General features: G+C 72.8%; 11 protein-coding genes. 4 read left to right on the forward strand and 7 right to left on the reverse strand.

Features of this window, described 5'->3' with window-relative positions; translation table 11 throughout:
* Window positions 1-230: 230 nt before the first annotated feature.
* From atzF to AB0F56_RS13750, 4 genes are read right to left on the reverse strand one after another with little or no spacing between them, the layout of a single operon-like run.
* Window positions 231-1925, reverse strand: a complete 1695-nt coding sequence (gene atzF, locus AB0F56_RS13735; RefSeq protein WP_362008109.1) for an allophanate hydrolase — start codon at window positions 1923-1925, stop codon at window positions 231-233.
* Window positions 1922-5509 carry an urea carboxylase gene (gene uca / locus AB0F56_RS13740; RefSeq protein WP_362008116.1) on the reverse strand — a complete coding sequence of 1196 codons (3588 nt, stop codon included), beginning with the start codon at window positions 5507-5509 and terminating at the stop codon, window positions 1922-1924. The genes atzF and uca overlap by 4 nt, the downstream gene beginning before the upstream one ends.
* A gap of 5 nt (window positions 5510-5514) precedes the next feature.
* Entirely contained in the window at window positions 5515-6159 is a 645-nt protein-coding gene (locus tag AB0F56_RS13745) for an urea amidolyase associated protein UAAP2 (RefSeq protein WP_362008118.1), read from the reverse strand.
* Window positions 6156-6998: an urea amidolyase associated protein UAAP1 gene (locus tag AB0F56_RS13750; protein ID WP_362008121.1), complete on the reverse strand. Its 843-nt coding sequence runs from the start codon at window positions 6996-6998 to the stop codon at window positions 6156-6158. Before AB0F56_RS13750 ends, AB0F56_RS13745 begins: the two co-directional genes overlap by 4 nt.
* A 156-nt stretch (window positions 6999-7154) precedes the next feature.
* Between AB0F56_RS13750 and AB0F56_RS13755 the strand changes: the two genes are divergently transcribed.
* Complete coding sequence (locus AB0F56_RS13755; protein WP_362008124.1) at window positions 7155-7841, forward strand: helix-turn-helix domain-containing protein; 687 nt, start codon at window positions 7155-7157, stop codon at window positions 7839-7841.
* A gap of 19 nt (window positions 7842-7860) precedes the next feature.
* Here AB0F56_RS13755 and AB0F56_RS13760 read toward each other — a convergent pair whose 3' ends face one another.
* From AB0F56_RS13760 to AB0F56_RS13770, 3 genes are all read right to left on the reverse strand, one after another.
* Window positions 7861-9420: an amino acid permease gene (locus tag AB0F56_RS13760; RefSeq protein WP_362008126.1), complete on the reverse strand. Its 1560-nt coding sequence runs from the start codon at window positions 9418-9420 to the stop codon at window positions 7861-7863.
* Window positions 9421-9662: 242 nt separating this feature from the next.
* Window positions 9663-9803 carry a hypothetical protein gene (locus tag AB0F56_RS13765; RefSeq protein ID WP_362008129.1) on the reverse strand — a complete coding sequence of 47 codons (141 nt, stop codon included), beginning with the start codon at window positions 9801-9803 and terminating at the stop codon, window positions 9663-9665.
* A 420-nt stretch (window positions 9804-10223) separates the two neighbouring features.
* The gene (locus tag AB0F56_RS13770) at window positions 10224-10739 is read right to left on the reverse strand and encodes a tyrosine-type recombinase/integrase (RefSeq protein WP_362008667.1); all 516 of its coding nucleotides are present in this window, start codon (window positions 10737-10739) and stop codon (window positions 10224-10226) included.
* 272 nt (window positions 10740-11011) lie between these two features.
* Between AB0F56_RS13770 and AB0F56_RS13775 the strand changes: the two genes are divergently transcribed.
* From AB0F56_RS13775 to AB0F56_RS13785, 3 genes are all read left to right on the forward strand, one after another.
* Window positions 11012-12190: an ROK family transcriptional regulator gene (locus tag AB0F56_RS13775; RefSeq protein WP_362008132.1), complete on the forward strand. Its 1179-nt coding sequence runs from the start codon at window positions 11012-11014 to the stop codon at window positions 12188-12190.
* 567 nt (window positions 12191-12757) lie between these two features.
* A complete protein-coding gene (locus AB0F56_RS13780; protein WP_362008135.1) occupies window positions 12758-13708 on the forward strand; it encodes a TauD/TfdA family dioxygenase in 951 nt (316 codons plus the stop codon).
* A 185-nt stretch (window positions 13709-13893) separates the two neighbouring features.
* Window positions 13894-14922: an ABC transporter substrate-binding protein gene (locus AB0F56_RS13785; RefSeq protein ID WP_362008138.1), complete on the forward strand. Its 1029-nt coding sequence runs from the start codon at window positions 13894-13896 to the stop codon at window positions 14920-14922.

Genomic DNA, 14922 nt, shown 5'->3' on the forward strand with positions numbered 1-14922 from the left:
GTCATCGACGCTTGTTCAGTCAATCCTTTGGGAACGCCCGACGACTCGCGCTGACCGAATGCTGACTTACCTGATGAGCCATCAACCGTGCGGGAAACCCTTCCGCACCGTTTCATGGAAGAAGGTCCCTTTGGCCGTCGGCCGGACGTCGCCGGGCCGCGCCGGAGCACTCAGCGGGCGCAGGGAATCACGAACTCGTCTCTGGCCGAGGGCGGCCGGAGGAAGCGCTCTTACCCTGCGGACGCCGCGCCACCGCCGGCGCGGTCCTCGTCCTCGATGGACCGGAGGGCGGCGCGCCAGCCGCCGTACGTGGTGATCTCGCGGGCGCCGTCGATGGCCTCCGGCTCGCAGAGGAAGCCGGGCACGAAGCCGCCGTCCGCGAGTTCCACGCTGCCCAGCGCCATCGGGCGGGGCAGCGACGAGAGGAGTGTGCCCAGCCCCTCGGCAGGGAGCTGCCACACCTCGGCCTCGATCGCGGCACCGCTTTCGCGGACCCGGACGAGTCCCGGCTTGGGCGGGACCGTGTCCAGCGCGTACAGCCGGTAGGCGGGCGCGGTGGCGGTCGTGCGTTCCAGGCGGCCGCCCAGGGCGAGCAGTTGCCCGTTCAACGGCTGTCCGGAGAGATGCGCGCCGACCACCACGAGACGCGCCGGCGGGGCGGTGAGCAGGCCGGCGATGCGCGCGAGCCGCTCGTCCGTGAATGCCCGGCCGATCAGCATGACGCCGAACGGCCGCCCCTTCACCTCGCCGGCAGGGACGGCGACCGCCGCCATGTCGAACAGGTTCGTCGAGTTGGTGAACCGGCCGAGGCGGGCGTTCGCGCCCAGGGGGTCGACGGCGACCTCGTCGAGGGTCGGGTGCCCTGGTGTCGTCGGGAGGAGGAGCGCGTCCGCGTCGCCCAGGGCCGCCAGCGCCCTGGCGCGGAGGGCGGACAACTTCGCGCGGTCCGCGTGGAGCCGGTGGGCCGGGATGTCGCGGGCCCGGGAGATGATCCCGGCCACGGTCGGGTCGAGGTCCGCGGAGCCCGCGTGGCCGTCGACGAAGGTGCCGACGGCGGTGTAGCGCTCGGCGACGAACGCGCCCTCGTACAGCATCGCGGCAGCCTCGGTGAACGGCGCGAGGTCGACGGGGCGGAGTTCGGCGCCCGCTTCGGCGAGCCGGGCCGCGGCGGCCTCGAATGCCTCGGCCCAGCCTTCGTCCAGCTCGCCCAGGTGCCCCGGCTCGGGTACCGCGATCCGCCACGGACCCGGTCGGCGCTGCTCCAGCGCGGGGAGCTCGCGACCCGTCGGTGCCGCCATGGAGGACAGCGCCCGCTCGGCCTCCGGGAGGGTGCGGGCGAAGACGGTCACGCAGTCGAGCGACGCGCAGGCGGGGACGACGCCGTCGGTCGGGACCAGGCCGAAGGTCGGTTTGATGCCGACGACGCCGTTGAAGGCGGCCGGGACCCGGCCGGATCCCGCGGTGTCCGTGCCGAGGGCGAAGTCCGCGATGCCGAGGGCGACCGCGACCGCCGAGCCGGACGAGGAGCCGCCGGAGACGTACGTGGGGTCGACGGCGTTGCGGACGGCGCCGTACGGGCTGCGCGTGCCGACCAGGCCGGTCGCGAACTGGTCGAGGTTGGTGGTGCCGAGGAGCACGGCGCCCACCGCCTTCAGCCGCGCCACCGCAGGGGCGTCGTCCTTCGGCGCGTAGGCGTACGAGGGGCAGCCGGCGGTGGTGGGGAGCCCGGCCACGTCGATGTTGCCCTTGACCGCGAACACCGTGCCGGCGAGCGGCAGTCGCTCGCCGGCCGCGACTCTCGCGTCGACCGCGGCGGCGTCCGCCTCCGCTTCCCGCCGGGGGCGCAGATCGATCCACACCTCGGGCCGGTCCACCTGGGCGACACGGGTGTACGCGGCCCGTACCCGCTCCACTGTGGTGATCATGCGGCTGCCTCCGCGGGCTCGACGGGAGCGAGGACGACGAGCGCGGTGCCGGCCTCGACCTGGCTGCCGGGTGCGACCAGGACCTCCGTGACGACGCCGTCGGCTGGTGCCGGTACCGGCGCCTCCATCTTCATCGCCTCCAGCGCCACCAGCTGCTGACCCGCCGACACCCGGTCCCCGGTCCGGACGTCGACCTGCCAGACGCAGGCGGTGAACTCGGCTTCGACCAGCCGGCCGCCCTCGGGCACGGTGATGTCGGCGGCCGGCGGCGTGACCTCGGCGGCGGCCTCGGCGCGGGCGAACTCGCCGGCGGCCTCCCAGGCGTCGCGCTCGGCGCCGAACGCCCGGCCCAGCCGGTCGCGGAAGGCGGTGATCGACTCGTCGTTCTCGTCGAGGAAGGCCCGGTACTCGGCGAGCGAGAAGGTGCCTTCCTCCGTCTTCGGCACGAACCTTCCGGAGATGATGTCCGCGCGCAGCTCCAGGAGTTCGTCGGCGTCGACCGGGTACCACCTGATCCGGTCGAAGAAGCGCATCAGCCAGGGCCTGCCGGGTTCGAAGGCGCCGCGCTGCTGCCAGCCCGACCACACCTGCGTGGTGCGGCCGAGGAACTGGTACCCGCCCGGACCCTCCATGCCGTAGACACACAGGTACGCGCCGCCGATGCCGACCGAGTTCTCCGCGGTCCAGGTGCGGGCCGGGTTGTACTTGGTGGTGACCAGACGGTGTCGCGGGTCGAGAGGGGTGGCCACGGGCGCTCCGAGGTACACGTCGCCCAGGCCGAGGACCAGGTACTCGGCGTCGAAGACGGTCCGGTACACGTCGTCGACGGTTTCGAGGCCGTTGACGCGGCGGATGAACTCGATGTTCGAGGGGCACCACGGGGCGTCGTCGCGCACGCCGGCCGTGTAGCGGGCGATGGCCTCGCGGGTCGCCGGGTCGTCCCAGGACAGCGGCAGGTGCACGGTCCGGCTGGGCACCACCAGCTCGTCGGTGGCCGGGAGTTCCTCCTCCACGCGCAGCACGGCGTCGAGGAGGGCCTGCGGGGACAGGACGTCGGGGTTCGTCTGGATCTGTAGTGAGCGGATGCCCGGGGTCAGGTCGACGACGCCCGGGAGGCCCCGCGCGGCCAGCGCCTCCGCGAGCGCGTGGACGCGCATGCGCAGGGCCAGGTCGAGTTGCATGGGCCCGTATTCGATGAGGAGGTTGTCGTCACCGCTGCGCCGGTACGTGACCGCCGGGCGGCCTCCGCTTTCGTCCAGGCGCGCGAGGACGCCCCCGTCGACGATGGCCTCGCGGTCGGCCCGCGGCTCCGAGGCGGGGTTGCGCCGCAGCTCCCCCGCCGCCGCCGTGGTGATCGGGACGAAGCGGACGGTGTCGCCGGGGCGGAGCTGGCCGAGCTTCCAGCGCTGTCCGGTGACGACCGTCGCCGGACAGACGAAGCCTCCGAGGGAGGGGCCGTCGGGGCCGAGGAGGACGGGCATGTCGCCGGTGTAGTCGACGGCGCCGACGGAGTACGGCGTGTCGTGGATGTTGGAGGGGTGCAGCCCCGCCTCGCCGCCGTCCGGGCGTGCCCAGCGCGGCTTGGGGCCGACGAGACGGACGCCGGTGCGCGCCGAGTTGAAGTGGACCTTCCAGTCCGCGGTGTAGAAGTCGCGTATGTCGTCCTCTGTGAAGAACTCCGGTGCGGCGTGCGGTCCTTCGACCGCGCCGACCCGCCACACGGTGTCGAAGGAGGGACGCTCGTCGACGGGGACGACGGCGGTCTCCGTACGCGCCTCGCCGCCGTGCAGTACGTCGCCCGCGCGCAGGGCGCGGCCACCGTGCCCGCCGAACCGGCCGAGGGTGAAGGTGGCCGCGCTGCCCAGGAACTCCGGTACGTCCAGGCCGCCCGCGAACAGCACGTAGGTGCGCAGTCCCCGTTCGTCTGGGGTGCCGACGGCGAGCGTCTGTCCGGCGTCGACGGTGATCGGCTCCCACTGCGGCACGGGAAGGCCGTCGATCGTCACTCCCGCCGGGGCTCCCGTGACGCAGACCGTCGTCGGGTGGGTGAAGCGCAGGGAGGGGCCCTGGAGGGTGCACTCCAGACCGGGTGCGCCCTCGTCGTTGCCGAGCGCGGTGTTGCCGAGCCGGAAGGAGAGGTCGTCCATCGGGCCGCCCGGGGGAACGCCGACCTGCCAGTAGCCGGTGCGGCCCGGCCAGTCCTGCACGGTGGTCAGGGTGCCCGGCGCGACGACCTCGATGCGCGGAGTGGGGTCGACGATCGCCGCGAGCGAGGCGGTCGAGTGGCCGGCGGCGCGCACGTCGCCGTGGCGGAGCGCGGCCCGCACCAGGCCGAGGTTGGTCTCGATGCCGTCGACGCGGGTCGCGGCGAGCGCCGCGTCCAGCCGGTCGAGCGCCTCGGCGCGGTCGGCGCCGTACGCGATCACCTTGGCGAGCATCGGGTCGTACGCGGTGGTGACCTCCGTGCCGGTCTCCACCCAGGCGTCCACGCGGACGTCCTCGGGGAAGGACACGCGGGTCAGCAGGCCTGCGCTGGGGCGGTGGTCGCGGGAGGGGTCCTCCGCGTAGATCCGGGCCTCGACGGCGTGGCCGGTGGGCGTCGGAGGCTCGGTGACGACCGCGGTGTCGCCCTGCGCGAGCCGCAGCATCCACTCGACCAGGTCGACGCCGTGGATCTCCTCGGTGACCGGGTGCTCGACCTGGAGGCGGGTGTTGACCTCCAGGAAGTAGGCCTCCTCGCGGGCGGCGTCGTACACGAACTCGACCGTGCCGGCGGAGCGGTAGTCCACCGACGCGCACAGGTCCCGGGCGGCCTCGGCGAGCCGGTGCCGGACGTGGTCCGGGAGGCCGGGTGCCGGGGCCTCCTCCAGGACCTTCTGGTTGCGGCGCTGGAGAGAGCAGTCGCGGTCGCCGAAGGTGACGACCCCGCCCCGCCCGTCGCCGAAGACCTGCACCTCGACGTGCCGGGCCCGCTCCACCAGCCGTTCCAGGAAGACGCCGGCGGAGGAGAAGGAGGCCGCGGCCACGCGCTGGACCCGCTCCCAGGCGTCGGCGAGGTCGGCCGCGCCGTGGCACGCCTGCATGCCGATGCCGCCTCCCCCGCCGGTCGCCTTGAGCATCACCGGATAACCGATCCCGTCGGCTGCGGCCAGCGCGGCCGTCACGTCCGGGAGAAGCTCGGTGCCGGGGGCGAGCGGGACGCCCGCGGCCTCGGCGGCGGCCCGCGCGGTGTGCTTGGCCCCGAAGAGCTCCAGCTGTTCGGGGGTGGGGCCGACGAAGACGATGCCGGCGTCGGCGCAGCGGCGCGCGAAGTCGGCGTCCTCGGACAGGAAGCCGTAGCCGGGATGGATGGCGCCCGCGCCCGTGTCCTTGGCGGCCTTGAGGACCAGATCGGCGTCGAGGTAGGACTCCTTGGCGGGCGCCGGACCGAGGCGGACGGCCTCGTCGGCCAGCCGTACGTGCTCGGTGGCGCGGTCGGCGTCGGAGTACACCGCGACGGTGCGCAGGCCGAGTCGACGGGCGGTGCGGATGACGCGTGCCGCGATCTCGCCGCGGTTGGCGACCAGCAGGGTGTCGAACGTCATCGTGGTCAGACCTCGTCGCTGTCGTCGGGGCGGGTGATCGTCATCCGTACGGCCGTCGGGTCGAATCCGTTGCAGGGGTTGTTGATCTGCGGGCAGTTGGACAGCAGCGCGAGGACGTCGGTCTCGGCGCGCAGCACGACCCGCAGGCCGGGTGCCGAGATACCGTCGACGATGCCGAGGGTGCCGTCCTTCTCGACCGGCACGTTCATGAACCAGTTGATGTTGGAGACCAGGTCGCGCTTGCCGAGTCCGTGCTTGCTCCCCTCGGCGAGGAAGTTCTCCACGCAGGCGTGCTGCGACCAGGTGTGGTGGCCGTAGCGGAGGGTGTTGGACTCCTTGGAGCAGGCGCCGCCGATGGTGTCGTGCCGACCGCAGGTGTCCTCGACGACGGTCATCAGCGGGGTGTGCTCGTTGGACAGCAGCACCGAGCCGGTGGTCAGGAAGACGGTGCCCTGCGCCTGGATCGTGTCGGGGGCGCTGTAGCGGACGGAGGTGTCGTGCGCGTCGTACAGCAGGAAGTCGGCGGCCTGGTTGCCGTACAGGTCGGTGACGGTCAGCAGCTCGCCCTTGCGGACGACCCCGGACCAGGCGGCGCGGGCGGGGACGGGGTCGTCGGAGACGACGCGGCCGGGAAGGGCGGTGACGGTCATGCGATCCCCCGGGCGGTGAGGTGGTCGACGGTGTTCAGGAAGGCGCGGCGGCCCTCGGGCGTGGCGTCCCACAGCGGGTCGCCGGCGGAGGTCGGGCGGGCCCGGTACGCGAGGACGCCGAGGTTCCCGCAGCGGTACTCGGGGCGTGGGTCCAGGGGGTGCGGGACGTTGGCGATCAGGACGACGACGTCCTGTTCGGCGCGGAGCGTGACAGTCCCGCCGGGGCCGGCCGAGCCGGTGAACTCGGTGGAGCCGTCCTCTGCGATCCGTACGCCCTGGAAGAAGGAGACGGACGGCGGGAGGTCGCGCGGGGTCAGGCCGTTCTTGAGGGCGGCGAGCTTGAACAGCTCGCGGCCCGCCGGCGAGGCGGACTGCGGGGTTCCGTCGCCGTACCGGGCGGTGTTGCGCGTGAGGCTGGAGGTGCCGGTGAGGGCGTCGTGCCGGCCGGAGGTGTCCTCGACGACGGAGGCGAGCACCCGGCCCTGGTCGGAGAGGAGCAGGTGCCCCTCGCCGAGGTATGCGTTCCAGAGCACCTTGACGGTGTCGGCCGTGTTCAGCCGCTCCCAGGGGCGGTCGGCGCAGTGGAGCAGCAGGTGCGCGCAGGCGTCGCCCGTGAGGTCGGTCAGCCGGAGTTCGGTGCCCCGGGCGAGGACCTTGTGGGTGTAGGAGCCGCCCGCCACCGTCTCGGCCCACACGACGTCCCCGGCGGCCACGCCCTCGGGAGGCGTCGGCCAGTTGCTCGCGGGCAGGACGGGCATGGTGTCGACCCGTGTGCCCTCCTGGGCGCGGGCATGGTCACGCGCGCCGTGCGTCGACGCTGTCGCTGACGGTGTCGCCATGGATCGACCTCCGGTCGGAACTGATTTCTGTCGCTTGACAGAAATTAGGGAGAGGTCGCTTCGCCGCCATTGCCCGCACGTTTCGCCTCGGTTACCGGAAACTCACCCGGGAGCTCGGCCCGGAAGGAGGCTCCGGCCCTGTGCGAGGATCACCGAGTGACCACGCCCACCAGCAGAAAAGTCGGCCGCCCCAGGGTGCAGGAGCGTCCTGCCAGCGGACTGGAGCCGCGCGACGAGGTCCTGGCGGCGGCGGCCGAGCTGTTCACCGTCCGTGGCTACACGGCGACTTCCACCCGCACGATCGCCGAGCGGGCCGGGCTGCGGCAGGCGTCTCTCTACCACTACTTCGACGGCAAGGAGGCGATCCTCGCGGAGCTGCTCGAAGGAACCGTCCGGCCCTCCCTGGAGGTGGCGCGCCGCCTGGTGTCCGAAGCGGAGGCGGCCCCCGAGGCACGACTGTGGGCCTTGTGCCACTCCGACGCGGCGCTGCTGTGCGGCGGACCGCACAACCTCGGGGCGCTCTATCTGCTGCCCGAGGTGCGGACCGACCACTTCGCGGTCTTCCACCGGATCCGCGCCGAACTCAAGCGGTGCTACGCGGAGCTGCTCGCCGCCACGGAGCCGGGAGCGGCGCTCGACGCGGACGGCCTGGCGCTCCGCACGGACCTCCTCTTCGGCCTGACCGAGAGCGTCATCCTCATCCGGCGCGCCGACCCCGAACGCGACCAGCGGGCCCTGGCGACGGCGACGGCCGACGCGGCGCTCCGGGTGGCGGGCGTGCCGCAACGCTCCCTGGCACGGCTGCGCCGCGAGGGGCAACGGCTCCTCGCGGCGGACGGCTGACCGGGGGTCGGGCGGTGGATCACACCAGGACGGGCGAGTCCTCCTTCGACGCCTGACCGGGACCCCCGCGGCGGCGGTACCAGCGGTACGCCGCGCCTGTCGCGACCGTCGCACCGACGACCAGGACGGTGAACCACTGGAAGTACCAGTGGCCCCCCTCGGGGTCGTACACCTCGGCGCGCGGCCAGGAGAGGTTGACCGTCATGAGGAGGCCGTAGCCGACCGCGAGGACGTTGACGGGCAGTCCCCAACGGCCGAGGGAGAACAGCGGCCTGCCGAGTTCGTCGCGCTCACCGTCGGCGGCCGGCGGCCACTCTCCCCTCAGCCGCCGGACCAGCATCGGCCCGGTGACCATCGCGTACGCCAGGTACACCATCGCGATGCACGTGGTGCCGATGGCCAGGAATGCCTGCGGCGAGGCGAGGTTGAGCAGGAGCAGCAGCCCCGCGCAGACTCCGACCACCACCGCGGCCGTGCCGGGCATCCCGGTCCGCGCCGGCACCCGGGCCAGTCGCGCCGAGCGGGGAAGGACGCCGTCGCGGGCCATGGAGTACAGCATGCGGGTCGCCGAGGTCTGGATCGCGAGGGTGGCCGCGCAGATGGCCAGGGCCACGTCGGCGAGCAGGACCCGGCCGAGGCCGTCGCCGAGAGTGCTGGTCAGCACGTATCCCAGGCCCTCGGTCGCGAGGCGCCCGTCGGTGAGGCTGGGCGCGGCGAGCAGGCCTCCGAGCAGCAGGAGGCCGCCGCAGACGCCGGACGTGGTGAGGGCGCTGAGCGTCGTACGGGGAGCGGTGCGCCGGGGGTTGACGGTCTCCTCGCTCATCTCGCTCGCGCTCTCGAAGCCGATGAGGACGTACGCGGCGGTGAACGAGCCCACCAGGAGCGACGCGATCAGGCCGCCCTGGCCACCGGTGTGCAGGGTGATCCCGGGATCCCGCTCCGCGTGGGTGGCGAGGAGGGTGACGATGAGGGCGACTCCGGCGATCTCGGCGGTGACGCCGACGGTGTTGACGGCCGAGAGCGCCCGGTTGTCCAGGACGTTGAGGAGCGTGGTGAGCGCCAGCAGGACGAGGCCGAGGACGGCGGCGTTGGCGGCTCCGCTTGTCGTCGTCGGCGAGGGGTCCCCACCGACGAGCTGGAAGCCCGGCCAGACGGCGGGGAGCACGACCTGGAGCGCGAGTGCGGCGGCCGCCACGACCACGATCCGCCCGATCACCATGATCCACCCCGCGTACCAGCCGAAGGCCGGGGTGCCGAGCCGGCTCGCCCACTGGTAGATCGCCCCCGCGATGGGCATCCGGGCCGCGAGTTCGGCGAAGCAGGCGGCGACGAGGAGCTGGCCGACGAGGACGAAGGGCCAGGTCCAGAAGAAGCCCGGGCCCCCGAAGGAGTAGCCGAGGGAGAAGAACTGGAAGACCGTGGTCAGTACGGAGATGAAGGAGAACCCCGCGGCGAAGGAGGCGTACCGCCCCATCCGGCGCCGCAGCTCCTGGGGGTAGCCGAATTCGGCGAGCGAGCCGTCGCCCGCGGCGCCCGGGGAGGGAGGCGCCTGCCGAGCGGGATCGGTGGTGACGGTCATGGCGGTCCCCTGTCGCGTAGGCGAGTTCCTGCGAATACCTGTCGGGTGACAGAAACTAGGGACGGCCGGTTTCCGCCGCGTGTCGCGACCGTGTCTCCGCCGTTAGCGACCCCTCTCCTGACGCCCCGTCCGGCCCGAGGACCGGAGCGCGGCGGCGGCCTGCCCCGGCACGTTCTCCCCAGGAGCGCGACGGTGCCACCGCCCCGAAGGAGCGGTGGCACTGTCATGTCGTCAGCGCGGGGTCACCCGACCGGAATCGCCCTGGGGAGCGCCGTGTCCACGGTGTTGCCGCTCCGGTCCTCCGCCGCGACGCGGACGCCCAGGAAGCCACCGGACCTCAGCGCCGTGCGCGGTGCGAGGAACCGGTACGAGGTCGGAACCACCGCAGGACCCCGGAGCACCGCCGACCCGGTGGCGAACAAGCCCCGGCAGCGCCGGTCGGCGTTCCGGCGCCACTTCGAAGGGGCGGAAGGTCACCCCACGCCGCGCGTCGTCGAGCGGGCCTTCGGCCGACGCCTGCAGATCCGCCGCCTCGCCCGCGACGACGAAACCCGCCACACCGCCCGGAAGCTGACCCGCCTTGCGGTGATCGACCTGACGAGTCAGGGGCGGCGGTGCGTGCGCCGGGAGGGACGTGGCCCCACGTCTGGGCTTCAGCCTCGCCCTTGGGGCTCGCCGAGAATCCGACTGGGTCGGGGCGGAACACCGTTGCCGTTCCGAACCACCGTTCCCGCTGGCGAGAAGGATGCCGTGCCCGTACTACCAGCTGACCAAGAACCTGCTGTTCCTCAGCGGTGGAGGAATCAGGCGGCTTCCCAAAGGCCGGCTTCCAGGATCCGGGCGGCCTTGGTGATGCTGCCCGGCATCAGATGCCGGTAGGTCCGGTACGTCTCCTCGATGGACTGGTGGCCCATCCACTCGGCGACGTCGGTGATGGGGATGCCGTTGCCGAGGGCGTTCGAGGCGAAGTAGTGCCGGAAGCCGTACATCCCGACACCCTCCTCCGGCGGAAGGTCCGCGGAGAGCCTCTTCACCCGCCGTCGCTCCATGCCCTCGGTGAAGTGGCCGCCCGGGCCACGCAGCAGGTACCCGTCCTTTGTGGTGCCCTGCTTGGCCTCGTAGCGCTCGATCGCCTCCCGCACCGACCGAGGCAGGGGCACTTCCCGGAATTCCCCGACTCTGCGGTGCTTCAGCTTCGCCGGCTTCAGCGTGTTGGAATGGATCGGCTCGCGTGTGAGGCTCTTCAGCAGGGCCGGCTCGTCCGCAAGTTCGGAAATGTAGTGGATGCAGGCGTGCAGGTCTGTGCGTGCCTGGCGGATGCGCTCCTTTGGCCATGGTGCGGTAACGGGCCTGACCGCGGTTGGTGCGCGGCCCGTCGACCCCGATCAGGAGCTGTCTGAGGTAGAGCGAAGCCGCCGGGGGCGCTTCGCAGAACCGTCATTGCGCCTTAACGCCAGATCGTTGACCGGTCCCCTCGGGCTTGCGAGCATCGGGGCATCAGGTCGTCGAGCTGTCGCCCCGCCTCCGTCGGCCCTCGGTTGCCGAGGCCGCCGTGCCACCGTACGACCGACTCCCGGACCGAGGAATCCCGATGCCACCAGCGCTCATCGCGACGCCGGGCGGTAAGCCCGCCGCCGACCAGCCCGACGCCGCCGTCCTGCGGGCCATCCTGCGCGGAGGCCCGCTGGCCCGCACCGCGATCATCCGGGAGACGGGCCTGAGCGCGGCCGTCGTGTCACGGCACGCAGCCGAGCTGCTCGCGATGGGACTGGTCTGTGAGCCGCCCGAGCCGCACCGGCCGCCTCGGCCGGGACGCCCCCGCATCCCACTGGACATCGAGACCGCGCACCACGTCGCGGCGGGCGTGCACATCGCCGTCCCGCGGCTCACGTTCTCGCTCACCGACCTGCGCGGCAACGTCATCGCGTACGAGCACGTGCCCCGGCAGCCCCAGCACGGGGCGGTCCTCCGAGACGTCGCCGCACGACTGCCCGGCTTCCTGCGCAGACACCTCGGCGGGCGCTCCGTCCTCGGCCTCGGCGTGGCCACCGGCGGCTGGGTCGATCCCGACGCCGGGGTCCTGGTCGAGAACTCCGCGCTCGGCTGGCGCGACATCCCACTGCGGCGCTCGCTGCAGCGAGCGGTGGGACTGCCGGTCCATGTGGAAGGCCACGCCCGGGCGCTGGCCCAGGCCGAGCTGCTGTTCGGCGCCAACCGCGGCGGCGACCTGGTGCACCTGTTCGTCGGCAACGCCGTGGACGCGGCGATCGCCAACGGCGGCGTCCTGCTGAAGGGCCGGCGGTACGGCGCCGGCGGCATCGCCCACCTGCCCGTCCCGGGATCGGCGGAGCCGTGCCCGTGCGGCCGCACCGGCTGCCTCCAGGTCACCGTCTCCGACCGTGCCGTCGCGCGGCGCGCCGTCGCCGAGGGCGTCATCCCGCACCCCGATCTGCAGTTGCTCGTGCGTGCCGCCCGCGCGGGCGACGTCCGGGCGCTCGACCTGATCGGCACCCGCCTGCGGCTGATCGCGCACGCGGTGCGGCCGCTGCTCGACCTGATCCGCCCGGACGACCTGGTGCTGACCGAGTTCGCCACCCTCCGTCTGCCCCGGCTGCTCGACGAGCTGACCCGCGAGCTGGCGAGCGGCGGCGACCAGGTGCGGACCGGCTCCTTCGGCGCGGACACCCTCGCGGTGGCGGCGACCGCGCCGGTGCTCGCGGCTGTCTACCAGGACCCGTTGGGGCTGCGTACCAGCGGCGGCGCCCGATGAGCCGGGTGGGGCGGGGCGGGTTTCTTCCGCGCCGCCAGAAAATATTGTCCGTACCGGCACGGGAGCAGCACACTCTTCCCATGGACGCACAGCAGAGGGCCACGATCCGGGCAGCCGCAGGCCGGCACCCCGTGAACGCCTTCCGCGCGCACCACTTCGCCGGATTGGGCTGTCGCGCCCACTGACCGGCTCTCCGCCGGCGCGCACCGCCGCGCCGGGGCACTGGGCACCGCCCCCCGGCGTACGACTCCGCGGAACTCCGTCCTGGCTCAGGCAGGTTCACCGGCTGAAGCACGGCCGGAGCCCAGCTGAGCACCGGCTGGAGCACCAGCACGGCTGAGCACCAGCACGGCTGAGCACCGCCTGGAGCTCTGGCTGAAGTACCGGCTGCAGCACCGGCGGCGACCCCTCTTTCCCGGCCTCGCCGCGTACCTGACACCGGCCGGCGCCCTTCACATCCGTGAGCCCGCGCCCGGCAGGTGACCCCGCGTACCCCGACACCGTCCCGGTGCGCCCGGTCGCCTTCCTCACCCGTCCTCGTTCGTCATGCCCGAAAGGACTCGCCCCATGAGCACGCTCACCGTCCGTCCCGTCGCCGGTCACATCGGCGCCGACCTCGACGGCGTGGACCTCGCCGGCCCGCTGGCCGTCGAGACGGTCGACGAGATCAAGCAGGCCCTCCACCGTCACAAGGTCGTCTTCTTCCGGGGGCAGCGGCTCGACCACGCCTCGCAGATCGCCTTCGCCCGCCACTTCGGCGAGCTCACCTACGCCCATCCGCACGACGACGCCCCGCCGGAGGGCCACCCGGAGATCTTCACCATCGACCCGCGCCGCTTCGAGGAGCGCTACGGGAAGAACTTCCGGGCGGAGTACCGCAAGCGCCAGTACAGCTACTTCGACGGCTGGCACACCGACGTCACCGCCGCGGTGAACCCGCCCGCCGGGTCCATCCTGCGCGCGGAGACGGTCCCGGAGTTCGGCGGCGACACGCAGTGGACCAACCTCGTCGCCGCGTACGAGGGGCTGTCCGCCCCCGTCAGGGCGTTCGTGGACACGCTGCGCGCCGAGCACCGGTACGGCGGCGACCGGCCGGTCGGCGAGGACGGCGCGTACGCCCGCCGGATCAACGACAACCTGCTCGTGTCCGTACACCCCGTGGTGCGGGTGCACCCGGAGACCGGGGAGCGCGCGCTGTTCGTCAACCCGGGGTTCACCAGCCACATCGCGGGCGTCACCGCCGCGGAGAGCCGACGGATCCTGGACCTGCTGTACGCCGAGATCACCCGGCCCGAGTACACGGTGCGCTTCCGCTGGGAGCCGGGGCACGTGGCGTTCTGGGACAACCGGGCCACCGCGCACCTCGCCCCGCGCGATCTGGAGCACCTCGACGTCGAGCGCCGGCTGCACCGGGTCACCCTGATCGGCGAGGTCCCCGTCGGACCGGACGGACACCCGTCCGAGTCGGTCGCCGGGCGCCCGTTCACCGCCGATCACCGGGTCGCCGCCGCCTCCTGACACCCCCGGGGGCCGCCGACGCCCGTGCCGCCGCTTGCCGCCGCCGACGCCGGTGGCCCCGCCGCCCCCTCGCTCCGCCCTTCGGTCCACCCCGCCGGCCCTCCGCCGGTCTCCTCCGCCGGCCCCTCCCTCGCCGGCACGTGAAAGGCCCCCGTATCGCCATGTCCCTGCACACCTCAAGACCCTTGAACCGCCGGGGATTCCTCGCCCTGGGCAGCGGCGCGCTGCTGGCACTCGCAGGCTGCGCCTCCCCCGACCAGGCCGGCTCCACGCAGCTCGGCGCGCTGCCGACCGTCGCGCCCGACAAGAAGACCACCCTCAGGATCGGAACGGCCACGACGCAGGCGCAGCTCGTCGCGGAACCCTCGCTCGGCCCGCTGCCGTTCTCCGTCGAGTGGGTCCGGCTCAACGGCGGCCCCGAGACCATCCAGGGCTTCCGGGCGGGCGCGGTCGACCTGGCGAGCAACGCCGGGATGCCGCCGATACAGGCGCACGACATCGGCTTCGACGCCAAGATCGTCGCCATCGCGCACAACACCGCAGTCACCTACATCCCCACCACCCGGCCGGGCAGCGACATCCGGACGGCGAAGGACGTCGTCGGCAAGCGGATCGCCTTCTCCCAGGGCCAGGCGCAGGGCGTCACGATCCTCAAGTGGCTGAACGAGAACGGCATCTCCCACAAGGACGTGACCCTGGTGCCGCTGCCCAGCGCCCAGTTCCTGACCGCGCTCCAGGGCGACCAGGTCGACCTCGCCCCGCTGACCGAGCCGTCGCTGACGAAGTACCTGAAGCAGTACGCGAAGGACGGCGCGCGCACCCTGCCCACCGACGTCCAGGACCTCCTGAGCCTGCTGTGGGCGCCCACGTCAGTGCTCGCCGACGAACGCAAGGCGGCGGCGATCCGGGCGTTCATCCCGATCTGGGTCCGGGGCAACAACTGGTCCTGGGAGAACCCTGAGCAGTGGATCGAGTCGTACTACGTCAAGGATCAGGGCGTCAGCCGCGAGGACGGCGAACGGATCGTCAAGGCCCGCAGCAAGCCGCTGTATCCCACGAACTGGGACTCCTCCATCGCCTGGGAGCAGTCGATCGCCGATCTCATGTCCGGCGCCGGCTTCGTGAAGAAGTTCGACGTCAGCGTGCTGTTCGACCGGCGGTTCGAGAAGGTCGCGGCGGAGGCCGCGCCCGCCGCGTACCGAGGGCAGGCCTGA

The organism is Streptomyces sp. NPDC026092 (assembly GCF_040638605.1).
In the GTDB taxonomy this organism is placed as follows: Bacteria; Actinomycetota; Actinomycetes; order Streptomycetales; family Streptomycetaceae; genus Streptomyces.